This is a genomic window from Pantoea sp. RSPAM1 (genome assembly GCF_038816185.1).
Lineage (GTDB): Bacteria > Pseudomonadota > Gammaproteobacteria > Enterobacterales > Enterobacteriaceae > Pantoea > Pantoea ananatis.
Window position 1 is genome coordinate 1622559 of record NZ_CP046137.1, and the last position, 24187, is coordinate 1646745.

Annotated in this window: 23 protein-coding genes; 18 read left to right on the top strand and 5 right to left on the bottom strand. The window is 42.2% G+C overall.

The features are described 5' to 3' along the window. Nucleotides 1–44 precede the first annotated feature (44 nt). The 18 genes from galE to wzzB all read left to right on the top strand — a co-directional run bounded on the left by galE (nucleotide 45) and on the right by wzzB (nucleotide 19515). Nucleotides 45–1058, top strand: a complete 1014-nt coding sequence (gene galE, locus GKC68_RS08105) for a UDP-glucose 4-epimerase GalE (protein WP_342656738.1) — start codon at nucleotides 45–47, stop codon at nucleotides 1056–1058. Nucleotides 1059–1556: 498 nt separating this feature from the next. Next, nucleotides 1557–2633: a UDP-N-acetylglucosamine--undecaprenyl-phosphate N-acetylglucosaminephosphotransferase gene (wecA, locus tag GKC68_RS08110; protein ID WP_047714095.1), complete on the top strand. Its 1077-nt coding sequence runs from the start codon at nucleotides 1557–1559 to the stop codon at nucleotides 2631–2633. Between the two features lie 156 nt (nucleotides 2634–2789). Then, entirely contained in the window at nucleotides 2790–3875 is a 1086-nt protein-coding gene (gene rfbB / locus GKC68_RS08115) for a dTDP-glucose 4,6-dehydratase (RefSeq protein WP_110957149.1), read from the top strand. Beyond that, complete coding sequence (gene rfbD, locus GKC68_RS08120; RefSeq protein ID WP_047713523.1) at nucleotides 3875–4771, top strand: dTDP-4-dehydrorhamnose reductase; 897 nt, start codon at nucleotides 3875–3877, stop codon at nucleotides 4769–4771. The genes rfbB and rfbD overlap by 1 nt, the downstream gene beginning before the upstream one ends. Nucleotides 4772–4826: 55 nt before the next feature. Further along, nucleotides 4827–5705 (top strand): glucose-1-phosphate thymidylyltransferase RfbA, encoded by an 879-nt coding sequence (gene rfbA, locus GKC68_RS08125; RefSeq protein ID WP_058706241.1) that lies wholly within the window; start codon nucleotides 4827–4829, stop codon nucleotides 5703–5705. A 72-nt stretch (nucleotides 5706–5777) separates the two neighbouring features. After that, on the top strand, nucleotides 5778–6341 hold the full coding sequence (gene rfbC / locus GKC68_RS08130; protein WP_110957148.1) for a dTDP-4-dehydrorhamnose 3,5-epimerase: 564 nt from the start codon (nucleotides 5778–5780) through the stop codon (nucleotides 6339–6341). Next, nucleotides 6289–7587, top strand: a complete 1299-nt coding sequence (locus GKC68_RS08135; protein ID WP_342656739.1) for a flippase — start codon at nucleotides 6289–6291, stop codon at nucleotides 7585–7587. The genes rfbC and GKC68_RS08135 overlap by 53 nt, the downstream gene beginning before the upstream one ends. After that, the gene (locus GKC68_RS08140; RefSeq protein ID WP_342656740.1) at nucleotides 7574–8482 is read left to right on the top strand and encodes a glycosyltransferase family 2 protein; all 909 of its coding nucleotides are present in this window, start codon (nucleotides 7574–7576) and stop codon (nucleotides 8480–8482) included. Before GKC68_RS08135 ends, GKC68_RS08140 begins: the two co-directional genes overlap by 14 nt. Beyond that, the gene (locus tag GKC68_RS08145) at nucleotides 8479–9663 is read left to right on the top strand and encodes an EpsG family protein (protein ID WP_342656741.1); all 1185 of its coding nucleotides are present in this window, start codon (nucleotides 8479–8481) and stop codon (nucleotides 9661–9663) included. Before GKC68_RS08140 ends, GKC68_RS08145 begins: the two co-directional genes overlap by 4 nt. 36 nt (nucleotides 9664–9699) lie before the next feature. Next, nucleotides 9700–10737 (top strand): glycosyltransferase family 1 protein, encoded by a 1038-nt coding sequence (locus tag GKC68_RS08150; RefSeq protein ID WP_342656742.1) that lies wholly within the window; start codon nucleotides 9700–9702, stop codon nucleotides 10735–10737. Beyond that, nucleotides 10734–11840, top strand: a complete 1107-nt coding sequence (gmd, locus tag GKC68_RS08155; protein ID WP_110957143.1) for a GDP-mannose 4,6-dehydratase — start codon at nucleotides 10734–10736, stop codon at nucleotides 11838–11840. Before GKC68_RS08150 ends, gmd begins: the two co-directional genes overlap by 4 nt. Continuing rightward, a complete protein-coding gene (locus GKC68_RS08160) occupies nucleotides 11840–12805 on the top strand; it encodes a GDP-L-fucose synthase (protein ID WP_152997022.1) in 966 nt (321 codons plus the stop codon). Before gmd ends, GKC68_RS08160 begins: the two co-directional genes overlap by 1 nt. Nucleotide 12806: 1 nt before the next feature. Next, a complete protein-coding gene (locus GKC68_RS08165) occupies nucleotides 12807–13271 on the top strand; it encodes a GDP-mannose mannosyl hydrolase (protein WP_058707397.1) in 465 nt (154 codons plus the stop codon). Nucleotides 13272–13275: 4 nt separating this feature from the next. Then, a complete protein-coding gene (locus GKC68_RS08170; protein ID WP_058705962.1) occupies nucleotides 13276–14691 on the top strand; it encodes a mannose-1-phosphate guanylyltransferase/mannose-6-phosphate isomerase in 1416 nt (471 codons plus the stop codon). Nucleotides 14692–14693: 2 nt separating this feature from the next. Further along, nucleotides 14694–15437, top strand: a complete 744-nt coding sequence (locus tag GKC68_RS08175; protein WP_342656743.1) for a glycosyltransferase family 2 protein — start codon at nucleotides 14694–14696, stop codon at nucleotides 15435–15437. Between the two features lie 4 nt (nucleotides 15438–15441). Further along, on the top strand, nucleotides 15442–16818 hold the full coding sequence (cpsG, locus tag GKC68_RS08180; RefSeq protein WP_342656744.1) for a phosphomannomutase CpsG: 1377 nt from the start codon (nucleotides 15442–15444) through the stop codon (nucleotides 16816–16818). A gap of 184 nt (nucleotides 16819–17002) precedes the next feature. Further along, a complete protein-coding gene (gene gndA / locus GKC68_RS08185) occupies nucleotides 17003–18412 on the top strand; it encodes an NADP-dependent phosphogluconate dehydrogenase (protein WP_047713434.1) in 1410 nt (469 codons plus the stop codon). Between the two features lie 95 nt (nucleotides 18413–18507). Beyond that, complete coding sequence (gene wzzB / locus GKC68_RS08190; protein ID WP_342656745.1) at nucleotides 18508–19515, top strand: LPS O-antigen chain length determinant protein WzzB; 1008 nt, start codon at nucleotides 18508–18510, stop codon at nucleotides 19513–19515. A gap of 189 nt (nucleotides 19516–19704) precedes the next feature. Here wzzB and GKC68_RS08195 read toward each other — a convergent pair whose 3' ends face one another. The 5 genes from GKC68_RS08195 to GKC68_RS08215 form a co-directional block, all read right to left on the bottom strand. Then, nucleotides 19705–21003: a succinylglutamate desuccinylase/aspartoacylase family protein gene (locus GKC68_RS08195; protein ID WP_047714378.1), complete on the bottom strand. Its 1299-nt coding sequence runs from the start codon at nucleotides 21001–21003 to the stop codon at nucleotides 19705–19707. A gap of 104 nt (nucleotides 21004–21107) precedes the next feature. Further along, nucleotides 21108–21905 carry an ABC transporter substrate-binding protein gene (locus GKC68_RS08200; RefSeq protein ID WP_047714377.1) on the bottom strand — a complete coding sequence of 266 codons (798 nt, stop codon included), beginning with the start codon at nucleotides 21903–21905 and terminating at the stop codon, nucleotides 21108–21110. Between the two features lie 66 nt (nucleotides 21906–21971). Beyond that, complete coding sequence (locus tag GKC68_RS08205) at nucleotides 21972–22448, bottom strand: YbaK/prolyl-tRNA synthetase associated domain-containing protein (RefSeq protein WP_080687779.1); 477 nt, start codon at nucleotides 22446–22448, stop codon at nucleotides 21972–21974. Further along, a complete protein-coding gene (locus GKC68_RS08210) occupies nucleotides 22435–22770 on the bottom strand; it encodes a helix-turn-helix domain-containing protein (RefSeq protein ID WP_014594063.1) in 336 nt (111 codons plus the stop codon). Before GKC68_RS08210 ends, GKC68_RS08205 begins: the two co-directional genes overlap by 14 nt. Continuing rightward, nucleotides 22767–24083 carry a HipA domain-containing protein gene (locus GKC68_RS08215; RefSeq protein ID WP_028724854.1) on the bottom strand — a complete coding sequence of 439 codons (1317 nt, stop codon included), beginning with the start codon at nucleotides 24081–24083 and terminating at the stop codon, nucleotides 22767–22769. The genes GKC68_RS08210 and GKC68_RS08215 overlap by 4 nt, the downstream gene beginning before the upstream one ends. Nucleotides 24084–24187: the final 104 nt, after the last annotated feature.

Genomic DNA, 24187 nt, shown 5'->3' on the forward strand with positions numbered 1-24187 from the left:
CAACTATCATTCGCCGCGGCTAACGCGGCAGAAAGGGAGAAGAGATGGCTATTTTGGTAACGGGCGGGGCAGGTTATATCGGCTCCCACACAGTGCTGGCACTGCTTGAGCGCGGTGATGATGTGGTGGTACTGGATAATCTGTGCAATGCCTCGCGTGAGGCCATCATTCGGGTTGAGAAACTCGCCGGCAAGAAAGCGACGTTTATCGAAGGTGACGTTCTTGACCGCGCCTGCCTGCGTGACCTGTTTGCCTCCCACAGCATTTCTGCCGTGATTCACTTCGCCGCTCTTAAAGCGGTGGGTGAATCCACGCGTATGCCTTTGGAATACTACGAAAATAACGTATCCGGTACGGTCGTACTGCTGGAAGAGATGCGCAACGCGGGCGTCTGGAACTTCATTTTCAGTTCTTCCGCTACCGTTTATGGTGCCAATGCTCCGGTGCCTTACGTGGAAACCACACCGATTGGCGGCACAACCAGCCCCTATGGCACCTCTAAGCTCATGGTCGAATTTATCATTCGTGATTTCGCCAAAGCTGAGCCGAAGTTCAAAACCGTTGCGCTGCGCTACTTTAACCCGGTCGGTGCGCATGAGTCGGGCGAGATTGGCGAAGACCCAACCGGTATTCCCAACAACCTGCTGCCTTACATTGCCCAAGTTGCCATCGGTCGTCTGGATAAACTCGGCGTGTTTGGTGGTGACTACGATACGCCAGACGGCACCTGTCTGCGTGACTACATCCATGTCGTTGACCTTGCTGAAGGCCACCTGAAAGCGCTGGACCACCTCGATAAAATTGAAGGCTATAAAGCCTATAACCTGGGGGGTGGGAAAGGCTTCTCGGTGCTGGAAATGATCAAGGCGTTTGAGCAAGCCTCAGGCAAGCCCATTCCGTTTGAAATCAAGCCGCGCCGCGATGGCGATTTGCCGGCGTTCTGGGCGGATGCGTCGCTGGCCAACCAGGAACTAGACTGGCGGGTTTCGCGTGGCATTGATGCGATGATGCGCGATACGTGGAACTGGCAGTCGAAGAATCCGGAAGGATTTAGGTAGAGTACTGTAATAAAATCATTAACCCCATATTGTTCAATAGCTTAATGGTTAATTGAACAAATGGGGTTTTTTTGTTAATTATCATTGTCATGCAACACAGTCATGACTGACTCGACTGGACCCGGCAGCCCCAAAATGGCGAAGCACTGTCTGTTATTTATACAACACTCAATAGGTTAAAGAGACGGGACTTGGTGTTTTTGAGAAAAAAATATTAAAATAAGTGCGTGAACTGTTTAATTTTGTATCAATCGCAACGTTGGAATTACAAATTTGTCAAAAACTCGCTTTTTAAAACTTGTTTCACAGCCTGGATAGTACGAGAATCGTAAAGTTTTATCGATAGCGCTGGGTTATCAAAATAATAATCCGGCAAAACAACGCCATTGAGTAATGCAGTCTATGCTTAATGATGGCTTAAACTACGTTCACGCAGGTGGTTGCGATAGCCAGGGGCGGTAGCGTGGTTAAATATGACAACTCACCAGTGGTGCATACATGCAAGAGATCGTTTGCGTTTTTCTAAGTGCATTTGCGTTGCTCTTCATTGCGCGCAAAGTGGCACGCAAGGTCGGGCTGGTTGATAAGCCCAACGACAGAAAACAGCATAAAGGACACATTCCACTGGTTGGTGGCGTTTCGGTCTACCTGTCATTATGGATACTGTATATCATGCAGCCGGGTTGGTTACCCGACTTCACCATTTATATGTTCTGCGCTACTGTGCTTTTAGCCGTAGGCGTCCTTGACGATCGTTTCGACCTGCCCGTAATGCCACGCATAATGATTCAGGCACTCATGGCTTGCATCATGATGTGGAATGGATACTATCTCTACTCGCTAGGAAATATTCTCTTTGGTTTTCAGCTAGTTTTAGGGATCTTTGGTTATGCTGTCACACTATTCGCTGTTATAGGTGCAATTAACGCGTTTAACATGGTTGACGGAATCGATGGGCTATTGGGGGCATTGTCATGTGTGACCTTTGGCGGATTAGGCATTGTGTTTGAACTCGGTGGTAACCAGCATCTGGCGCTGTGGTGTACCTGCCTCATGGCCGCTTGTCTGCCTTATATATTGTTAAATCTCGGTATCCCATGGGGTAAAAAGTTTAAAGTCTTCATGGGCGATGCAGGAAGTACGCTAATCGGTTTCACAGTAATTTGGTTACTGATGTTGGCCACTCAGGGAGCGGACCCGGTGATGCGACCCATTACCGCACTGTGGCTTATTGCCGTACCTCTAATGGACATGGTGCGAGTTATGACAGCACGCATTCGTCGTGGTACAAGCCCATTTAAACCCGATCGTGAACATCTACATCATCTCCTTATGCGGGGTGGTTTGACCGGGCGTGGCACATTAGTTGTTATGGTTGCATGTGCGGCGATGCTCGCAGCAACAGGAATTGGCTTTGATGCTTTTGGCCTCAGTGACTGTTGGCAACTGATCTTTTTCATTGGTATCTTTTTTACATTCAACGCTATCATTTATAAGTCAGCGCGTTTCCATAGGGTTAATCAAATTACTCTGGCAAATCAGAATGATAATAATGTATTTGCAGACAAATATTGATGCGTGTTTTTATAAATATTTTTAAATACGATAACGAATTTTTTGTGGCTTGAAGTTTATCTTCATGTAAAAAATCAACGGCATTTTGAATTAGATGTTAGATGTATCAAAATCTTTTCAGAATGTAGTACTAAAACAATATTCTGGATAGCGAACGTGAAAATTTTAGTTACCGGTGGTGCGGGATTTATTGGATCTGCTGTAGTAAGACATATTATCGAAAATACTCAAGATACTGTGGTTAATGTTGATAAACTGACATATGCAGGCAATCTTGAATCTCTAAAAGAAATCGATAGCCATGAACGCTATGCTTTTGAAAAAGCGGATATATGCAATGCAAGTGAGATGGCGAGTATTCTTCAGCGTCACCAACCTGATGCCATCATGCATCTGGCTGCTGAAAGTCATGTAGACCGTTCTATTACAGGTCCGGCGGCGTTCATTGAAACGAATATCGTAGGTACATACACTTTACTTGAGGCAACCAGACAATACTGGCTTCAACTTGATAGTGTTAAAAAAGAAAAATTTAGATTTCATCATATCTCAACGGATGAGGTTTATGGCGATTTGCCACATCCTGACGAGGTTGAGTCTGGGGCTGAATTGCCACTCTTCACTGAAGATACTGCCTATGAGCCAAGCAGTCCCTATTCTGCGTCAAAAGCATCGAGTGATCATCTGGTCAGAGCCTGGTCACGTACGTATGGGCTACCCATAATCGTAACGAATTGTTCGAATAACTATGGCCCATATCATTTTCCTGAAAAACTCATCCCGTTAGTCATTCTTAATGCGGTTGAAGGTAAGCCGTTGCCGGTTTATGGCAAAGGTGATCAAATCCGCGATTGGTTATATGTAGAAGATCATGCCAGAGCACTTGTCGTCGTAGTTAAAATGGGCAAAGCGGGTGAGACATATAACATTGGTGGTCACAACGAGAAGAAAAATCTCGATGTAGTGCATACTATTTGCGATTTACTTGATGAAATCTGCCCCAAAAATGTCTCTTATCGTGAACAAATTACTTATGTAAAAGATCGTCCAGGCCACGATCGCCGATATGCGATTGATTCAAGCAAAATAGCGCGAGAACTGGGATGGAAGCCATTAGAGACATTTGAGAGCGGGATTCGTAAAACAGTAGAATGGTATTTAGCAAATACGCAATGGGTAAACAATATTAAAAGTGGTGCTTACAAAAGCTGGATTGAAGAGAATTACGGAGATCGTCAGTAATGGATATCCTGCTGTTGGGGAAATCGGGGCAGGTAGGTTGGGAACTTCAGCGTGCTCTGGCTCCTTTGGGAAATGTAATAGCGCTGGACAGACACTCAAGGGAATATTGTGGCGATTTAAGTAAGCCCGAAGAACTAATAAAAACAATTCGCCATATTAAACCGAGTATTATCGTCAATGCCGCAGCTTATACAGCAGTAGATAAAGCTGAATCTGAACCTGAACAAGCTTATTTGATTAATGCTCACTGCGTTGAAATGATTGCGAAAGAAGCGCAAAAAATGAATGCCTGGGTTGTCCATTATTCTACTGATTATGTATTTTCAGGCACAGGCGACAGCGCATGGTCTGAATCCGATGTTACCAGCCCAATAAATACTTATGGTGCAAGTAAACTGGCGGGTGAGCGGGCTTTAAGTACCTATTCAACTAACTATCTGATTTTTCGAACCAGTTGGGTGTATGCAGCGAAAGGACACAACTTTGCAAAGACTATGCTGAATTTGGCCATGCAAAGAAACGAACTTTCTGTAATAGACGATCAGTTTGGTGCCCCTACCGGGTCGGAACTGCTGGCTGATTGTACTGCTCATGCTCTTAGAATGGCATTGAGTCAGCCTGACGTCGCAGGTATCTATCATCTGGCTGCAAGTGGTACGACGTCCTGGTATGAATATGCATCATTGATATTTGATGAGGCACGAAAAACAGGTGTTGTGCTGTCATTGGAAAAACTCAATGCTGTAGCCACCAGCGCTTATCCGACTCCAGCAAGACGACCTAATAATTCCCGGTTAAACAATACCCGTTTTCAAGAGGTGTTTGGGTTAAGGTTACCTGAATGGCAGTTAGGTGTTAAGCGCATGCTAAGTGAAGTTTTTGCAGCGATTCCGTAACAATAACCAATTGATTGCCTGATTTCAGGCTGATTGTGCTTAAAGAGATAAATGAATGGCAAAGCGTAAAGGAATTATTCTTGCAGGTGGATCTGGAACACGCCTCTATCCCGTTACAATGGCCGTCAGTAAACAATTGCTGCCTATATACGATAAACCCATGATCTACTATCCGCTGTCAACATTAATGCTGGCGGGTATTCGTGACATTCTAATTATCAGCACTCCCCAAGATACGCCACGTTTTGAGCAACTTTTAGGTGACGGAAGTCAATGGGGACTGAATCTTGAATATAAGGTTCAACAAAGCCCAGATGGACTTGCTCAGGCTTTTATTATTGGTGAAGAATTCATAGGCAATGATAATTGTGCATTAGTTTTAGGCGACAATATTTTTTACGGTCATGACTTGCCAAAATTAATGGAAACAGCAATAGAAAAAGAAAGCGGAGCGACGGTATTTGCTTATCACGTCAACGATCCTGAGCGTTACGGTGTTGCTGAATTTGATAAAGACGGGAAAGCCATTAGCCTTGAAGAGAAACCAGTTAATCCAAAAAGCAATTACGCTGTAACCGGTCTCTATTTTTATGACAATCGGGTAGTGGACATGGCAAAAAATCTCAAACCATCATCTCGTGGTGAGTTAGAAATTACGGATATTAATCGTCTTTATCTCAAGCAAGGTGATTTATCTGTAGCAATGATGGGAAGAGGCTTTGCCTGGCTTGATACCGGCACACATCAGAGTTTGATTGAAGCGAGTAATTTTATACAGACAATTGAAGAACGTCAGGGATTAAAAATTTCGTGTCCTGAGGAAATCGCATACAGGAAAGGTTTTATTGATCGAGACCAGGTTGCAAAACTTGCAAAACCGCTTGAAAAAAATCAATACGGCCAGTATCTGATGAGAATGATAAACCAGTCATAATTGATTATTTAGCTAGTATTATCATCTTGAATAAAATCAGCCTTTAAGAAAATTATCATATAGATTGAAAATATGAATATCCTAAAAACAGATATTAATGATGTGCTAATTATTGAACCAAAAGTATTTGGTGATGATCGCGGTTTTTTTTTCGAAAGCTTTAATAAAAAAGTTTTTGAGGAGGCCGTCGGCTACGAAGTAAACTTCGTTCAAGATAATCATTCTAAATCAAAGAAAAATGTTTTGCGCGGGCTTCATTTTCAGAAATCACCCATGTCACAGGGTAAATTAGTTCGCTGTGTTAAGGGTGAAGTGTATGATGTTGCAGTAGATATCAGACCGGACTCAGTATCTTTTGGTAAGTGGATAGGTGTTTATCTCTCAGCTGAAAATAAAAAACAGTTATGGATTCCAGAGGGTTTTGCCCATGGATTTTATACACTAACTGAGGAGGTAGAATTTGTTTATAAAGCAACAAACTATTATTCCCCAGAAAATGAAAGATGCATAAAATGGGATGATAAGGATTTGAATATTACCTGGCCTCTTATGGATAATGTTATGCCTGAATTATCAGTAAAAGATGAAAAAGGAAGTTCTTTTAAATCAAATTTTACTAATTTCATATCTGTATAACACAATGAGTTTGATAAAAAATAGCATATTTAATCTGTCAGGGTTCATAATACCGACTGTTGTAGCTATTCCGAGTTTGGGTATTTTAGCACGTGCGCTTGGAACTGAGCTTTTTGGAATTTTTACGTTAGCATTTGCTGTTGTGGGCTATGCAAGCATATTTGATGCAGGGCTAACACGTGCGGTAATTAGAGAAATATCCTTATACAGACATGATGACGATGAGCAAGTTAAAATAATATCGACAGCATCAGTTTCTGTTTTGGCATTGGGATGTATAGCGGGAATAATTCTTTATTTTATTACTTCTTATGTCCCGGGCTTTCTAAATGTTTCAACAGGAAATGTGAGTGATGTTCAATCGTCATTTAAAGTGCTAGCGATAACAATACCCGTTTTTTTATTAAATCAGATATGGTTAGCTTATCTGGAAGGGCACGAAAGGTTCGCTGTGATTAATATCCAGCGCGCACTAAGTAGCTCCTCTATAGCAGCAATACCTGCGTTTTTAGTGTTGCTGCATAATAGTCTTTATTATGCAATTTTAGGGTTACTAGTAGGACGGGTTATTTCACTAATAATGAGTTTTTATTTTAGCCGTGAAATTATTCTCAAAGACTTTAAATTAAGTAAAGTAACTTATCTTCGGCTATTAAAGTTTGGTGGATGGATTACAATAAGCAATGTAATATCGCCTGTCATGGTCTATTTTGACCGGTTTGTGATATCGCATCTGCTCGGCGCAAACAAAATAGCATATTATACAGCGCCTTCAGAAGCCGTCTCTCGTCTCTTAAACATTCCTACAGCACTTTCCAGAGCGCTTTTTCCTAAACTAAGTGCGGGCAACGTTGACAGAAAAAAACTTGAGAAATTGAGTTATTTACTAATGGCAGTATGTTGTTTGCCTATACTTATCATCGGCATTCCATTTGCCGAAAAGATACTGGTTGTCTGGATGGGAAATGATTATGCCGGTGAACCTGCTAAAATATTAAAGATCCTTTTAATTGGCTTTTTATTTAATGCAATGGCACAAATTCCATTTTCGAAAATACAAGCTATTGGCAAGGCACATATTACAGCAAGTCTTCATATGTTAGAATTAGTACCTTATTTGCTAATGCTTTATTATTTAACTGTTAATTATGCACTGACAGGGACTGCCATCGCATGGAGCCTAAGGGTAATTGTAGATTTTTTTGCTTTATTTTATCTTTCAAGGAAATTAGATGCTGAACGTTGACATAGCAATGGCAACCTATAACGGTGAAAGGTTTATAGCTGAACAACTATTGTCCATACAAAAACAAAGCTATCCTTACTGGACCTTGTATATCAGTGACGATGCATCTACCGATAACACGATTAAAATCATAAAAAAATTTGCATCTACTGATTCTAGAATAAAATTAATTAATACAGAAAGGCAAGGCGGTGTAGTCAACAATTTCAACAGAGCTTTACTGGCTACGGATGCAGAGTATGTGTTGCTTTCTGATCAGGATGACTATTGGCCAGAGCAGCGGATCAATAATTTATTAACAGCAATGATGGAAAAGCCTCAAGATAATGTCGCAATGGTGTTCAGCGATCTTACTTTGGTGGATGAGAATTTAAATGTTGTATCTGAAAGTTTTTATAAATCGAGATCAATAAATCCAACAGAAAATATTAACTGTAATTCGCTGATTTGGAAATGCAGTGTGTACGGTTGTTCCGTAATAGTTAATAGAAAACTGCTTGAAAAATGCTTGCCTATGCCCGAAGGAATTACAATGCATGATAACTGGCTGGCGCTGAACGCTGCCACAGAGAGTGGACTCTATTTCTACAATAATCAGACTATATTATACCGTCAACACAGCAATAACGTTGTAGGCGGGGCGGGTAAAACTTTATGGGCAAAGATAACTACGCTTCCTTTGACAGTTAAGAAGATAATAAATTACAGAAAAAAAATAACGCGACTGATCGCAGCAGCAAAAAAAATCAAAGGAAATGATTCCCTTCATCCTGTTTGTAATTCGTGGTTATCGGACGTTTTTTTTGCTTTTAAATACATTATGCCCGCAGTTTTATTTGAGAACAGGAAAGGCTTTGCCTTTACTATGTTCTTAGCTTTTGTGGTAAGCAGATGATTTATTTTACTTATTTTGCAATAACACTCGTTTTTTCATTGTTTAGGCATAAAAAAAGCGAAAGAATAACATGCCTTATTATTACTTTATTGGTTTTTTGTTTTTCATATCCAGCCGGTGGCGACTGGATTGGATATCTCTTAAATTATGATTGTATTCAGAATAGTCAATGCGATGAAAATACACCGAGTTTTGAGCCTGGTTTTAATTTAATAGTTTACATTTTTGGTAATTTAGGATTTATAGGCTATAATATAATAATAGTCCTATTCAATGTTTATTGTTTGGATAAATTTTCAAAACAGTTTGAAAATAAAGCTTTTATATATTTTTCTATGCTGACATTTATGTATTGGATGTTATATGTAGAAGCTATAAGGCAATCGATAGCAGTTTCACTATTATTATTGGCTATCCCTTTTCTTTTTAAAAGAAAAATATTAAATTATATCATCTTGGTTTTGCTTGCAAGTACCATACATACAACAGCAATAATATGTTTAATCTTTATATTGCCAGTAATATCCCCGAGATTATCACGATTAAGTTCAATATCGACATTAGCGGTTTCGCTCGCATTTTTATTTATACCATTTATTATTTTAAAAATAGCGTTCTCAGTTTTGCAGCCTGGTTCACTTGCGTACGAAAAGTTAAATTTCTACCTAAACTCTGAAGCTTATCGACCACAGCTTTCAGCCGGAATAGGTTCCATATTTGACTTGATACTAATTGCACTAATTTTTATTTGCTATAAAGAACTAAAGCGTAAAAAAGAACCTTTTATTTTACAACGACTGAATTTTGTATTACCAGGAATTGTCCTTTATATAAGTTTTTCCATAATCATAGGAAAAATGATGCCTGTTATGACAAGAATAGGCTGGTATGGATTGCCATTTATTATAATTATGCTTAATACGAAAATTTCAGACTCTATTTATTTCGACAAAATTAAAAGCACAGCGTCTTTTCCTGTTACAAAATTGATGATTTATCTTTTTCTTATCGCGCAAGCTGCGCGCCCTATGCTTTATGAGCATTCTCGATATGGAATAATGAATCAGGAAACTATTTTTCAGGCAGTTAATTACCTCAATGATGAAGGGCTTTACATTAAAGCGCAAAAAAAATGCGCAGTTTTACATGAGATGGGGCTTGAATTCCTGTGTTCAATATAATGGTTAACATGTGGAATAACCGATTAAGGCAGCGTAATGATTTTTATTGATGGAATTATCTATTCTCTACAAAACTCAGGTGGAATATCTGTTTATTTTGATGAGTATTTGAAATATTTGAAAAATAGTAAGATTGAAAGTGAACTGATTATTTATCCTAATAATAATCCCTATGCCAGAGACTTAAATGTAAATCGAACTCCGCGGATGAGTCTCAGCATAGAAAGGTACATTGACGTGGCTATTTCACCTGAAACAAAAGATGATATTTTCCATTCCAGTTATTATCGACTCCCGGTGAACAAAAAAAATGTAAAAATAATCACGACGGTGCACGACTTCACATATGAAGTTTTCCCGAAGGGACTTAAAACAAGCGTTCATCATTGGCAAAAAAAACGTGCAATACTCAACAGTGATGGGATTATTTGTATTTCTGAATCAACACGAAAAGATATGCTTAAATACATCCCTGAAGCGCGAGGTATTCCCACAAAAGTCATATACAATGGCGTTAGTGATTTTACTCCTTTAGAGAAAACGTCCAGCAACGGTAAATATGTGGTTTTTGTAGGAGCAAGAAATGGTTATAAAAATTTCACTTCCTGTGTAAAAGCACTTCAAAAGCATGAAGATATTAAACTTGTAGTCGTGGGTGGCGGTAAATTTAATTCTGAAGAAATAACTTTGTTAAACGAATATATTCCAGGTCGCTTTAATCATGCTGGATTTGTGAGTGAGGAAGAACTCAACTTACTTTACTCAAATGCCTATTGCCTCGTTTATCCATCCTTGTATGAAGGCTTTGGAATTCCTGTGATAGAGGCAATGCGTTCTGGTTGTCCTGTTATAGCGTCGAACTCTTCTTCTGTAAAAGAAATCGCTACTGGCTCAGCAATTCTATTAGATAAAATCACCGAAGACGATATCAGTCATGCGTTGTTAAAACTCGGTGATAACGTAATAAGAGAGAAATTAATCTCATCGGGATTAGTTAATTCTACCAAATTTTCCTGGACAAAAATGGCTCAGGAAACATTAAATTTTTATGATGAAATAAGAGATATAAAATGAAAAAAGCATTAATTACAGGCGTAACGGGTCAGGACGGATCTTATCTGGCAGATTTTTTGCTGGAAAAAGGATATGAAGTCCATGGAATCATTCGACGCACATCATCGTTTAATACTGAACGAATTGATAATGCTTTGAGTAAAAATCGTAATATGTACCTTCATTATGGTGATTTAACTGATTCTTCAAATTTAATAAGATTAATGAAAGATATCAGTCCTGATGAAGTTTACAATCTTGGCGCAATGTCCCATGTCGCAGTGTCATTCGAATCACCTGAATATACTGCAGATGTAGATGCGATTGGTACGCTTCGTTTGCTTGAAGCGATTCGTATTTGTGGCCTTGAGAAAAAAACCAGATTTTATCAGGCTTCTACCTCGGAATTATATGGTCAGGTAAGAGAAATTCCGCAGAAGGAAACTACGCCTTTCCACCCTAGATCGCCTTACGCCGTTGCTAAAATGTATGCCTATTGGATCACCGTTAATTATCGTGAATCCTATGGTATGTACGCATGTAACGGTATTCTTTTTAATCATGAATCTCCACGTCGTGGTGAAACATTCGTTACCCGTAAAATTACTCGAACACTGGCTAACATCGCGCAGGGGCTGGAGAAGCAGTTAGAGTTAGGAAATATGGATTCACTACGTGATTGGGGTCATGCAAAAGATTATGTACGCATGCAATGGATGATGCTGCAGCAAAATCAGGCTGACGATTTCGTTATTGCTACAGGTAAACAAATTTCAGTCCGTGAATTTGTAAGAATGTCAGCGCGTGAGCTTGGCATTGAGCTGGCCTTCACGGGGAACGGTGTTGATGAAATTGCTACGGTAACTTCTGTTTCAGGTGATAATGCGCCTGAAGTAAAAGTTGGTGATGTTATTGTTAAAGTGAATCCCCGTTATTTCCGTCCTGCGGAAGTAGAAACGCTTCTGGGTGATCCATCGAAAGCGAAGGAGCTACTTGGCTGGGAACCTTTAATTACTGTAGAAGAAATGTGTGCAGAAATGGTAGAGCACGATTTAAATAATGCTAAACAACATGCATTATTAAAAAGTCATGGCTTCAACGTTTCAATTTCTGTGGAAAGTTAATTATGATTAAAAAAGTATTTATTGCAGGTCATCGCGGCATGGTTGGCTCCGCAATTCTGCGCCAACTATCCAAGAGAACAGACATCGAAATTATCACAAAAACAAAAGAAGAGTTAAATTTACTCTCAAAAAAGGATGTCGAAGAATTTTTCCAGTCTTCTGAAATTGACGAGGTGTATCTCGCTGCGGCAAAAGTCGGTGGGATTCATGCGAATAATCAATTTCCAGCCGAGTTTATTTATGAGAACATGCTGATTGAATGCAATGTCATCCATGCAGCGCATCTTGCCAACATACCAAAATTGCTTTTTTTAGGTTCAAGTTGCATCTATCCAAAATTTGCCACTCAACCAATTAAAGAATCTGCTCTTCTTACTGGCGAGCTTGAACAAACTAACGAGCCGTATGCTATTGCTAAAATAGCAGGTATTAAATTGTGTGAATCTTACAACAGGCAATTTGGGCGAGACTATCGAAGCGTAATGCCCACTAATTTGTACGGTGAAAATGATAATTTTCATCCCGAAAATTCACATGTTGTTCCTGCTTTGATGCGTCGCTTCCATGAGGCCATGCTCAATGACGATTCAGAAGTCATTGTATGGGGAAGCGGTAATCCTATGCGTGAATTTTTGTATGTGGATGATATGGCGGAAGCTTCAATTTTTGTCATGGAGCTTGATAATGCTACTTACGCAAACAATACTGCGCCTATGCTTTCACATATAAACGTAGGAACAGGTATTGATTGCTCTATAAGAGAATTGGCGCAAACAGTTGCTGAAGTAGTTGGTTACAAGGGCGAAATAAAATTCGACAGTTCAAAGCCTGACGGAACACCGAGAAAATTACTCGATGTACAGCGTCTAAAAGATATGGGATGGTCCTACTCTACCGATCTTAATGTTGGTCTTACAAAAACATATAATTGGTTTTTAGAGAATCAAAACTCTTTTAGGAAGTGAAATGGTACACCGACTAAGCGAAGATTTATTTGAGTGTGTTATCGCTAATGCGCCGTTAATTTCTATTGATCTTATTGTTCAAAATTCTAAAGGTGAATTTTTACTAGGATATAGAAATAATAAACCTGCACAAAACTATTGGTTTGTACCGGGTGGCAGGATATTTAAATCTGAGACAATCCCTAATGCCTTTAAACGGATCGCTTATGATGAGTTAAATCTTAACTTAGATATTGATCTTGCTACCTTCAAAGGTGTTTATGAACATCATTATGACGATTCATTCGTCAGTGACGATGTTAAAACGCATTATATTGTTATCGCTTACGCTATATTTAATGTATCTGATTCAGAAAGTATGCCTGACATACAGCATGCTAAATTTAAATGGTTCAGCAAAGAAGAACTTTTAGTTTCTGATTCCGTTCACACGTATACTAAAAATTATTTTCAAGAAAGGCATTGATCTTATGTCAGTAAAATTGTTACCTGTTATTATGGCTGGAGGTTCGGGTAGTCGTTTATGGCCATTATCGAGAACATTATATCCTAAACAATTTCTAGCACTTACCTCTGATGCAACCATGCTGCAGGAAACGATTAAGCGTGTTGAATCTTTGCCTCATCTTTCACCTTATTTAATATGTAACGAATCGCACAGGTTTATTGTTGCTGAACAACTTCGCCAGCATAACATAAAACATGGAGGGATTTTCCTGGAGCCTGTGGGGCGCAATACAGCACCTGCAATAACATTAGCCGCATTACAGGCAGTTAAGAATTTAGACGATCCTGTTATGTTAGTACTGGCTGCAGATCACGTAATTAAGGATGAGCAAGCATTTTTAACCGCAGTCGAAAATGCTATTCCTCTGGCTGAGTCTGGTAAACTGGTGACATTTGGTATAGTACCTGACCGCCCTGAAACGGGATATGGTTATATCAAGCAAGGCGCAAATGTAAATGATTACTCTTTTAAGGTAGATTCTTTCGTAGAAAAACCAGATCTTGAAACTGCTCAAGAGTACTTATCCTCTGGAAAGTATTACTGGAATAGCGGAATGTTTTTATTTCGCGCCTCCGTTTTCTTAAAAGAAATAAGAAAGTTTCATAAAGAAATTTTAGAACATTGTGAAAAGGCCTTACTTGGTCAACATACCGATCTTGATTTTATACGTTTAGATGACACCGCATTTAAAAATTGCCCAGATGAATCGGTTGACTACGCTGTAATGGAAAAAACCCAGGACGCTGTCCTGGTTCCAATGAATGCTGCATGGAGTGATGTAGGTTCATGGTCTGCTTTGTGGGAAATAAACACTAAAGACAAAAATGATAATGCTATCAGAGGTGATGTCGTTACTTCAGATACATCCAATAGTTATATATATTCTCAAAATAAACTTGTTGCTACTGTTGGAATTGATAATTTAGTCGTCGTCGAAACTAAAGATGCAGTGTTAATTGCACATAAAGATAAAGTGCAGGGCGTTAAAAATATTGTACAGCAATTGAAAATTGATGACCGTTGTGAACATCTGCAGCACCGTGAGGTATTCAGACCATGGGGTTCACATGATACTATAAGTGAAGGTGCCCGTTTTCATGTTAAGAAATTGACTATAAAACAGGGGCAGCGTACTGCAACGCAAATTCACCATCATCGTGCCGAACACTGGATTGTTGTATCTGGTACTGCAAGAGTATACAAAGGCGAACAAAGCTATCTAATTACAGAAAACGAATCTATATATATTCCTATAGGGGAAGCGCACGCTATCGAAAATCCTGGTGTTCTTCCTCTTGAAATCATTGAAGTTCGTACAGGAACATACTTGTCTGAAGACGATGTCATCCGTATTGGTGATGACGGGACAGGATATTAAGAATGAAAGTTTCTATAATTACAGCAACATATAACAGTGAAAAAACAATCAAAGATACTATCTTATCATTAGAGTCTCAAGATTATGATAACATTGAGTTTATTATTATTGATGGCGGTTCTAAAGATAACACACTCGCTGTTGCACAAGAACACAGTTCACGGATTGCTAAAATAATTAGCGAGCCGGACAAAGGTATTTATGATGCTTTAAATAAAGGCATCCTTCATTCAACAGGTGATATTGTAGGTTTTCTTCACTCGGATGATATTTTTTCATACCCTTCCGCGGTATCGGATATTGTAAAAAGTTTTAGTAATAATGATGTTGACGCTGTATATTCTGACCTTAATTATGTTTCTCAAAAGAACATGAATAAAGTAGTCCGTAAATGGCATAGTGGCGTCTTCGATATCAAAAAACTGAAATTTGGATGGATGCCCCCGCATCCCACTTTTTACATGAAAAAGAAAAAATATGATGAATGGGGTGCATTTGATATTTCATACAGAATCTCAGCAGATTATGATTCCTTGTTGCGATATTTATATATTCACAAAGCCTCAGTTTTTTATCTCCCAAAAGTACTGATTTCGATGAGGGTGGGCGGAGAAAGTAATAGGTCATTGAGCAACATTATTAAGAAATCCAGAGAAGATATTGATGTTATCAAAAAAAATGGCTTGTTCTGGCCAGTTGTTCTGATATGTAAAAATCTTTCTAAACTTCCTCAATTCATCAAGTAATGATATGAAAAAATTAACTTGCTTTAAAGAATATGATATTCGTGGGAAACTTGTCGACGAACTTAATAATGATATTGCTTATAAGATTGGTCGCGCTTTCGGCCAGTTTTTGCAACCTAAAACAGTGGTTGTAGGTGGCGATGTAAGACTTACAAGTGAAGAGCTTAAACTTGCTCTTGCTCAGGGCCTCCAGGATTCAGGTGTTGATGTACTTGATCTGGGTATGGTTGGTACAGAAGAAATTTACTTTGCCACATTTCACTTAGGCTGCGATGGCGGTATTGAAGTAACGGCGAGCCATAATCCTATAAATTATAATGGTATGAAGCTTGTCCGGGCAGGCGCAAAGCCCGTTAGTGGTGACACCGGCTTGAGAGAGATTCAGTCCCTTGCTGAGTCCGCTATTTTTAGTCCTGTAGAGAGTAGCGCTAAAGGGACTTATTCGAAGATATCAACATTAAATGAATATGTTTCTCATATCATAAGCAGTATCAATCTTAAAAACTTAAAACCCCTTAAGTTGGTAGTCAATAGCGGTAACGGTGTAGCAGGGCATGTTATTGATGCTATCGAAAAAAGATTTGTAGAAAATAATGTACCTGTCGAAATAGTAAAAATTCATCATAATGCCGACGGCCATTTCCCTAATGGGATTCCGAATCCACTCTTGCCTGAATGTCGTGAAGATACGCAAAAAGCTGTTATAGAGCACAACGCTGACTTTGGAATAGCCTTCGATGGCGATTTCGATCGCTGCTTTTTCTTCGATGAAAAAGGAAGGTTTATTGAAGGTTATTACATCGTTGGATTACTTGCTGAGGCTTTCCTCAAGAAAAATCCTGGTGAAAAAGTAATCTATGATCCTCGGTTAACATGGAACACTATTGACATTGTTACCTCAGTCGGGGGGCAGGCGATCATGTCTAAGACAGGCCATGCATTCATTAAAGAACGCATGCGCAAAGAAGATGCAATTTATGGTGGAGAGATGAGCGCGCATCACTATTTCAAAGATTTTGCTTATTGTGATAGTGGAATGATCCCGTGGTTGTTGATTGCTGAGCTGGTTAGTCTTAAAAACGTCTCTCTAGGCGAACTGGTTTCAGAAAGGATCGCCGCCTATCCTTCGTCGGGTGAAATAAATATAAAATTAGCTGATCCTGACGCATCGATCAAACGTGTGCTCGATCACTACAAAGATATTGCAGAAAGTAACGACTTTACTGATGGAATTAGTCTTGATTTTGGAACATGGCGTTTTAATTTGAGAAGATCGAATACAGAGCCTGTGGTGCGTTTGAATGTAGAATCACGAGGCAATATTCAATTGATGCAATCTAAAACATCTGAAATATTGAACCTTTTAAATCCATCGAATTAGTCATAAGGTGAAAAATCCTTTAAGTTTAGATGTGTTTAGTACACCTTTAACTTTAAGTTTTCGTGGTTTGTAGATATATGCTGAAACCATCAATTACTTCCCTCATCTCGTTATCATGGGATAACATGTCAACACATTGAAAGCAGTCGTGTACTGCTGATTTCACATCAAGACAGGAGTAGATATGTCGAAGCAACAAATCGGTGTTGTAGGTATGGCAGTAATGGGGCGCAACTTGGCACTTAACATTGAGAGCCGCGGCTACACCGTTTCTGTCTTTAACCGCTCACGTGAGAAGACTGATGAAGTGATTGCTGAGAATCCAGGGAAGAAGCTTGCGCCTTTCTATACCGTTGAAGAGTTTGTCGATTCACTTGAAAAGCCGCGTCGTATCCTTCTGATGGTACAAGCAGGAGAGGCAACAGATAAGACGATTGCCTCTTTAACCCCCCACCTTGATAAGGGTGATATCCTGATCGATGGGGGTAATACCTTTTATAAAGATACCATCCGTCGCAATAAAGAACTTTCGGATCAGGGATTCAACTTCATCGGTACCGGTGTTTCCGGCGGCGAAGAGGGGGCACTGAAAGGGCCTTCAATCATGCCTGGTGGTCAGAAAGAAGCGTATGAGTTAGTTGCGCCTATTCTTGATAAGATTGCTGCTCGTGCTGAGGACGGTGAGGCTTGCGTCTCTTATATCGGTCCGGACGGTGCTGGCCATTACGTTAAGATGGTTCATAACGGTATCGAATACGGCGATATGCAGCTGATTGCCGAAGCCTATGCTCTGCTGAAAGGGGCACTCGGCCTGAACAATGAAGAACTGGCTGAAACTTTTACTGAGTGGAATAACGGTGAACTGAGCAGTTATCTGATCGATATCACCAAGGACATTTTCACTAAGAAAGATGAAGAAGGTCACTACCTGGTTGATGTCATTCTTGATGAAGCAGCCAACAAAGGTACGGGTAAATGGACCAGCCAGAGTTCACTGGATCTCGGTGAGCCGCTGTCGCTGATTACCGAATCTGTGTTTGCGCGCTACCTTTCTTCCCTGAAGACTCAGCGTGTCGCGGCCTCAAAAGTCCTGAAGGGTCCTCAGGCTAAAGCTTTTACCGGCGATAAAGCTGAATTCATTGAAAAAGTACGTCGTGCGCTGTACCTGGGTAAAATCGTTTCTTATGCACAGGGCTTCTCACAGCTACGTGCAGCATCAGATGAGAACAACTGGGATCTGCAGTATGGTGAAATCGCGAAGATTTTCCGTGCTGGCTGTATTATCCGTGCGCAGTTCCTGCAAAAAATTACGGATGCGTATGCAGAGAATGCGGGCATCGCTAACCTCCTGCTGGCACCTTACTTCAAAGATATTACTGACCAGTACCAACAGGCGCTGCGTGATGTGGTTGCTTATGCCGTACAAAATGGTATTCCAACACCGACTTTCTCAGCCGCTATTGCTTACTACGATAGCTATCGTTCAGAGGTTCTGCCTGCTAATCTGATACAGGCTCAACGTGATTATTTTGGTGCGCACACCTATAAGCGCATTGATAAAGATGGCGTTTTCCATACTGAATGGTTAGATTGATTTATAACGAAACCTCCCTATGGGAGGTTTCGTTTTTTAGTTCGCTTTTTTGCATATAACGCGATTGGAAACAGTCTATCCCGAGTAGAATTTTTATGAATGAAAATATTTCCACCAAAGATAAAGGGTCAGCAGCCCGTGAAAATAATCCTTTTTCAAACAATGAGCTTGACTTAGTAGATGTTGTTTTTCAGCTGTGGGAAGGTAAGAAGTTTATTATCATTGGGATGATAACGGCGCTTATTATAGCAATAGTCTATGTGAGTGTGGTTAAGGAAAAATGGACATCGCAAGCTACAGTAACTTTACCCGCTGCAGGGCAGGTTGCTAACTATAATGCTGCCTTAGCTATTGTATATGCAGATACACCACAAGATAAACCTTCATTAAGTGGGTTACAAAATCAACTTTTTGGCCGATTCAGCGCTTCTCTAAATGCCTTGTCAGGCGCACTTGCCAATCTTGAGGATCCTTTGTCGTTACGCGTAGAACCCATCAAAGGAAGAGATGATTCACTCAATATTTCATTTGTTGGAAGCACGGCTAAAGAAGCACAATCACAACTTTCAAAGTATATTGATAATGTTAATGCTGATGTTGTGAAAGATTATGGTGATGATATTAAGCGTAACCTTAGCGTGAAAACCAGGGAACTGACAAATACGCTCGATACATATACTCAGGTTGCCATTAATCAAAAAGAGCACCGACTTGATGTAATCAAACAGGCTCTCAAAGTTGCTCAGGAATCTAACGTAGATAAGCTGCAAGTTAATCAGGCAGATTTTCTTTCTGATGATACCTTATATTTACTGGGTACTGATGCACTGAACGCTATGGTGACAAATGAGAATTCTAAACCTCTTGATTATAGCAAAGAGTATTATGAAGCTCAGCGCGCTTTGCTGGCTGTGACGCATCTAAAAGTAGAGGTTGAAAACCTCCAATCCTATCGATACATTTCTCAAGCGGATCTGCCATTTAGGCGAGACAGTCCTAAAAAGGCCCTTATATTATTTCTTGCTATCATAGGCGGTGCAATTGTTGGGGCATTGTTTGTTATTACACGTAATGCTTTTTACAATTACAAGAAAAAAGATTAAAGGCGATTGATGCATTCAAGAATTCTAAAAAAGACAGGCTGATATTGTACTTGTTAGAAAAAGCTCATTGTAAAATGAGCTTTTTCTATTTTAATGAAATCAGGATTAAGATGACTTTCATAAAATCCGTTAATAGGTTATAAATTACCTTCACATCCTGAACTTTTATTAAAGATTGTAGTTTTTACCTTATTGCACCAACAAATCCCCACTCCGCACCGATTTCTCACCCGCCAGCCTCAACACCAACATCCCTGCCGTGGCAAATCTGGCCCAGTGCCGTGCATAAAGTATCCCGCCAAACTCCGCCACCAATGGCGTGATATGGTCCGTTACCGGATCGACAATCTCCGCGACCACTTCGCCTGGCCTGATTAAGGAGCCCAGCGGTTTACGATGCAGAATCAGTCCCGACACCGGCGAGTGAACGTATTCGCAACCGGCAAGCGGGGTAGGGGGATTTTTCAGCGTAGGCGATGAGGCCGACGTACCCTCGGTGTGACGCTGTTTAATAATCCTGCTTTCATCGGTAACCTGAGCAAGACCCGGTGCGCCGAGCCCGGTACCGCTCTCGTCAACGCCGACTAAATCTTCGCCTCCGCTGGCGACGGATGCCAGCTCATCGCCGCCAATCACCGGTGCCGCGACCTCGACAGAAACGGCCGCCTCATCGGCGGTAATGTAGCCCGATTCCTGTAGCGCGCTGATAATCGCATCGGCATCCTGTTCCGCCTGCTCGGGTGACACGTCACGTACGCCACGGAGTTCAAGGGTGACGGGTAATAAACCCTGCGGCATGGGGAACTGTTCGGCAAAACGTTCTGCCAGCATCAGCCAGGGTTCACAACAGGCTTCATCAAAGGGTTCTCCGCCGGAAACTTGTGCCAGCAGTTGAACTTCACTACCTAACCAGCGTGCCAGCGGTTCGACCGCAGGCCATGCGTGCGGTGTGGTATAGAGGTGCGGCAGAGCTTCCCAGTCGCAGTGTAGATCGATCATTAAATCCGCCTGGCTCGCCATGCGCATGAGCGTGAACCGCTGCGCTTCCAGTTCCGTTTTCGGCACGGTATCGCGGTAGTAGCGATCGATTGCATCACGAATCAGTCGCTTGTTTTGGGTTTCGTTTGGCGTCAGTACGCCAGCCAGGTCGTTAGCCAGCGTGGTGCCGAGTGATGGAAACTTACGGTTAAAGTCTTGTCCAGTCTGCGTATGGAAGCGTCCCAAATGGGTGCCATGCCAGTGCTGGCCGAGCGCAAGAGGATTTGAAACCGGGATGAGGGTGAAGGAGGCTTTTAACCGTCCGGCTGACTCCAGCGTTTGCAGACGTTGTTTCAGGTACCACGCAACCGCCATGCCAGGTATTTCATCGCCGTGTAAGGCAGCCTGGATATAAACCTGTCGCGTCGCGTCATCGCCAAAATGAAAACTGATGATTTCACGCTGGGTGCCGAGAGAGGCGCTTAACAAGGGGTGATGTTGTTGGTACATACCGTGTTAATGTCCTTTTGTCGGTTCAGGGCGGCAAGGGCCGCCCATAAAGTCATTGAGTATAGCCCTGCACAGGCAGGAGAGCGAAAAAGGCCGCCGTGACGTTACTTCTGAATCGAAATATCGGTTGAGAAATAGCGCTTCTGAATCTTATCAAAGGTGCCGTTTTTCTTGATTTCATCAAAGGCTGTATCCAGCGCGGTCTTTAGCTCGGCATCCCCTTTACGCAGACCAATCGCCGTGCCCGGTCCAATAATCGGATCCTGAACAATCGGGCCTGCCAGCGCAAAATCTTTGCCCTGCGGCTGTTTCAGAAAACCATTGGCGGCCTGCGCCGCGTCGGTAAAGACCGCGTCGAGGCGTCCGGCCACTAAATCGCTTTCCACCTGAGCCTGATCGCCGTAAGGCACCACAGTCACGCCATGCGGCTGCCATTTTGCGCGGGCATAACGTTCCTGCACCGTGCCCTGTTCAACACCCACCGTTTTCCCTTTCAGCGATTCCGGTGTCGGTAACAGGCCAGACCCTTTGCGTGCGATAAGCTGAGCGTGGGTATCGTAAAGCGGCTGGGTAAAGTCGATTTGCTTCAAACGCTCTTCTGTAATGCCCATATCAGACAGGATGGCATCGAATTTACGGGCTTTAAGCGCCGGGATCATGCCGTCGAACTGACTTTCCACCCACACGCACTTCGCCTGCATTTGTGTACACAGGGCGTTGCCTAAGTCGATATCAAATCCCACCAGTTTGCCCTGCGGGGTTTTTGATTCAAAAGGCGGATAGGTGGGATCGACGGCGAAGCGGACCTGTTCGATTTTTGCCTGTGCGCTGAAGGCGCAACCAGCAAGCACGGCCAGTACCAGCGCAGCGCGCAGGCGAATTTTGAGGGTTTTCGTTGCCATAGTTAAGGTCTTCTGTTGTCGTAATGTTGTATTACGCAGAGTACCCTCCGACCGGGGTGATGGCAATTAGAGGATGATTTTCACAGTTTTAGCCCCACAAAGTGCACGGTAATCCTGGATGTTCAGGATCACTGAGTGGTCCAGCACGCCCGCATTAAACGCAATCTCATCGTAACGTGCAAACAGCAGCGGATCGACAATCAAAAGTAAATCAGGATGAAAGCTAAACGGGGGAATCGCGCCAAATACGCAGCCCGTCAGCGCATCGACCTCCGCAGGCGAGGCAAGGGATGCCCGACGACCTCCCACCGCTATGGCCACTTTAGTGAGGTCGGCCTGCTGGTCGGCGGGCAGTACCGCCAGAACATGCTGTCTAATCCCATTGCCTTTTACATGGCACACCAACGCCTTTGCTCCCTGACCGATTTCCGTGCCGCGAATCGTTGCGACGGCTTCACATTTGCCGGTCGCTTCGTGCTGCATCAGGCGATAACGTGCGCGATTTTGGTCGAGTAGGGCAATTAATTTTTCATGAGTAGTCACGGTTCTCTTCCTGAGCAGTGAGTTGCAGCATCAGTGTCTGCAGCATATGTGGTTGACGCGGTAGCACGCCAGTTTTCAGACCCAGCGGTCTTAAGGCCCGGTTGAGCGTACTCAGGGTTGTATTTTCTCTGTCCTGCTCGATATCTGATAGTGTCCGGCGGCTAATCCCTGCCAGCGCTGCATAGCGTTCTTGTGAAAATCCCAGCACGTTTTTGCGAAGCTGCATCAGGAGTTCACCCTGTGACAATTTTTCTTCAAGAAACTGCTGAAGAAGGTTTAGCAGCATTGCCTCGCGTTCAAACGGTGACAGCGTTTTCTTCATAGTTGCCAGCCTTCAATACGCTGATCCAGATAATCAAAGCCAAGAGCCGGCATAGTCAGAATCGATGCTGGTATACCTCGCTGAAGCAGACGCTCTTTGAGTCCGATAAGCTGTCGGGCCAGTACGGCCAGTTCAGCCAGTAATCTGTCTGATGGCACCAGGTCATCCAATGCGGCAGCAATCTGTTGCCATTGATATTGTCCCCCCTCCTCAAAAGGCGCCCCCCATTGCGTCGTGCGTACCACGCCTTCAGGATCCGCTTTCATCGGCGCAAAATCATAGATGGGTGCAAGCCACATGCCGGTGTCCTTTTTCAGAATCGCGCTGTTACGACCATGATTATCAGAATTGCCAAACGCAATATTCAGCATGTCACGTTTTACCCACTCAATGACGAACGCCTCTTGCGCGCGTCTGTCAGGATTAAGGTGTGTAATCAGCGTGCTAATTACCTCAAAATGATTGAGGTAGCTGCCTGGCGGTTTTCGCATTATTGAATAGACAGATTCCAGGCCGTACATCATTTTTTCGCCCGCGATGTAAGACACATCAAAGCGGGGTAACCATAAGGAAGGATAACGGCTACCTTCACACAACTTCATGTTTTCACAGGGAATGGTGTCGAAACCCATCGACGCTAATTCATGATAGTAGTGGTATTCGGCGCGAAGTATGTCGCAATCGATCGCGCTGCGCGCACCGCGCGGATACTTCACCAGATAATGCGCATCCTGATTGTGTACATCATCCTGCCAGGTATCTATCCATACCTCATCCTGTGGCGTATAGCGCAATAAGAGTTTTGGCGCTTCACCGCCAGCCCCGGTCGCTCCACCGCTGGCTGCACCCATTTGCTGAGCGTACGCCAGAAAATCACTGTCACGTTCGATGGCCCATTCAGACGGAAAACGTCGGTCACGTAGCTGACTTTGCGCGGGTAACGCGGGTATCGACTCTTTGATGCGCTGGTTTCCTACTGGTGCAATTGTGCCAGATTTCAGCAACCAGAAATCCTGCTCAGCGGCAGATTTTCCCTGTAATCCAAGCTGCTGAATCCAGTAACGTCTACTGGCACCTGCAGGCATAATGTCATCCAGAAAGGTAAACCACGGACGCGCCGCATAGCTGCCGATAAGCATGACCGGGTAATTCAGACTGCAGCTGGCATAATCTTTCCGATCAAGATAATCAACAGCGTAGTCAAAGTTATAGGCGAGTAAAGCGGGGCTTTCACGTCCCTGGTGGGGATGTTGGATATTGAGCTGGGCAGCATCATGCCAGCGGCCCTTAATAAACAGCTGGAGTGTGAGCATGACAACTCCTGTTGAGCAACATTATGCTCAATAATAGCGTTTAATTAATTTTTTGAGAAGGATGCTGCTCAGAATCCGCATGAAAGTGGAATTCTGAGCAGTAT

Excerpts from the sequence above, each read along its gene's own strand:
- rfbC (WP_110957148.1), top strand. The coding sequence starts at position 5,778 with ATGAATATCCTAAAAACAGATATTAATGATGTGCTAATTATTGAACCA.
- rfbA (WP_058706241.1), top strand. The coding sequence starts at position 4,827 with ATGGCAAAGCGTAAAGGAATTATTCTTGCAGGTGGATCTGGAACACGC.
- GKC68_RS08170 (WP_058705962.1), top strand. The coding sequence starts at position 13,276 with ATGTCAGTAAAATTGTTACCTGTTATTATGGCTGGAGGTTCGGGTAGT.
- galE (WP_342656738.1), top strand. The coding sequence starts at position 45 with ATGGCTATTTTGGTAACGGGCGGGGCAGGTTATATCGGCTCCCACACA.
- rfbD (WP_047713523.1), top strand. The coding sequence starts at position 3,875 with ATGGATATCCTGCTGTTGGGGAAATCGGGGCAGGTAGGTTGGGAACTT.
- cpsG (WP_342656744.1), top strand. The coding sequence starts at position 15,442 with ATGAAAAAATTAACTTGCTTTAAAGAATATGATATTCGTGGGAAACTT.
- GKC68_RS08140 (WP_342656740.1), top strand. The coding sequence starts at position 7,574 with ATGCTGAACGTTGACATAGCAATGGCAACCTATAACGGTGAAAGGTTT.
- wecA (WP_047714095.1), top strand. The coding sequence starts at position 1,557 with ATGCAAGAGATCGTTTGCGTTTTTCTAAGTGCATTTGCGTTGCTCTTC.
- GKC68_RS08175 (WP_342656743.1), top strand. The coding sequence starts at position 14,694 with ATGAAAGTTTCTATAATTACAGCAACATATAACAGTGAAAAAACAATC.
- gndA (WP_047713434.1), top strand. The coding sequence starts at position 17,003 with ATGTCGAAGCAACAAATCGGTGTTGTAGGTATGGCAGTAATGGGGCGC.
- wzzB (WP_342656745.1), top strand. The coding sequence starts at position 18,508 with ATGAATGAAAATATTTCCACCAAAGATAAAGGGTCAGCAGCCCGTGAA.
- GKC68_RS08135 (WP_342656739.1), top strand. The coding sequence starts at position 6,289 with ATGAAAAAGGAAGTTCTTTTAAATCAAATTTTACTAATTTCATATCTG.
- GKC68_RS08195 (WP_047714378.1), bottom strand. The coding sequence starts at position 21,003 with ATGTACCAACAACATCACCCCTTGTTAAGCGCCTCTCTCGGCACCCAG.
- GKC68_RS08210 (WP_014594063.1), bottom strand. The coding sequence starts at position 22,770 with ATGAAGAAAACGCTGTCACCGTTTGAACGCGAGGCAATGCTGCTAAAC.
- GKC68_RS08145 (WP_342656741.1), top strand. The coding sequence starts at position 8,479 with ATGATTTATTTTACTTATTTTGCAATAACACTCGTTTTTTCATTGTTT.
- GKC68_RS08150 (WP_342656742.1), top strand. The coding sequence starts at position 9,700 with ATGATTTTTATTGATGGAATTATCTATTCTCTACAAAACTCAGGTGGA.
- GKC68_RS08215 (WP_028724854.1), bottom strand. The coding sequence starts at position 24,083 with ATGCTCACACTCCAGCTGTTTATTAAGGGCCGCTGGCATGATGCTGCC.
- gmd (WP_110957143.1), top strand. The coding sequence starts at position 10,734 with ATGAAAAAAGCATTAATTACAGGCGTAACGGGTCAGGACGGATCTTAT.
- GKC68_RS08200 (WP_047714377.1), bottom strand. The coding sequence starts at position 21,905 with ATGGCAACGAAAACCCTCAAAATTCGCCTGCGCGCTGCGCTGGTACTG.
- GKC68_RS08165 (WP_058707397.1), top strand. The coding sequence starts at position 12,807 with ATGGTACACCGACTAAGCGAAGATTTATTTGAGTGTGTTATCGCTAAT.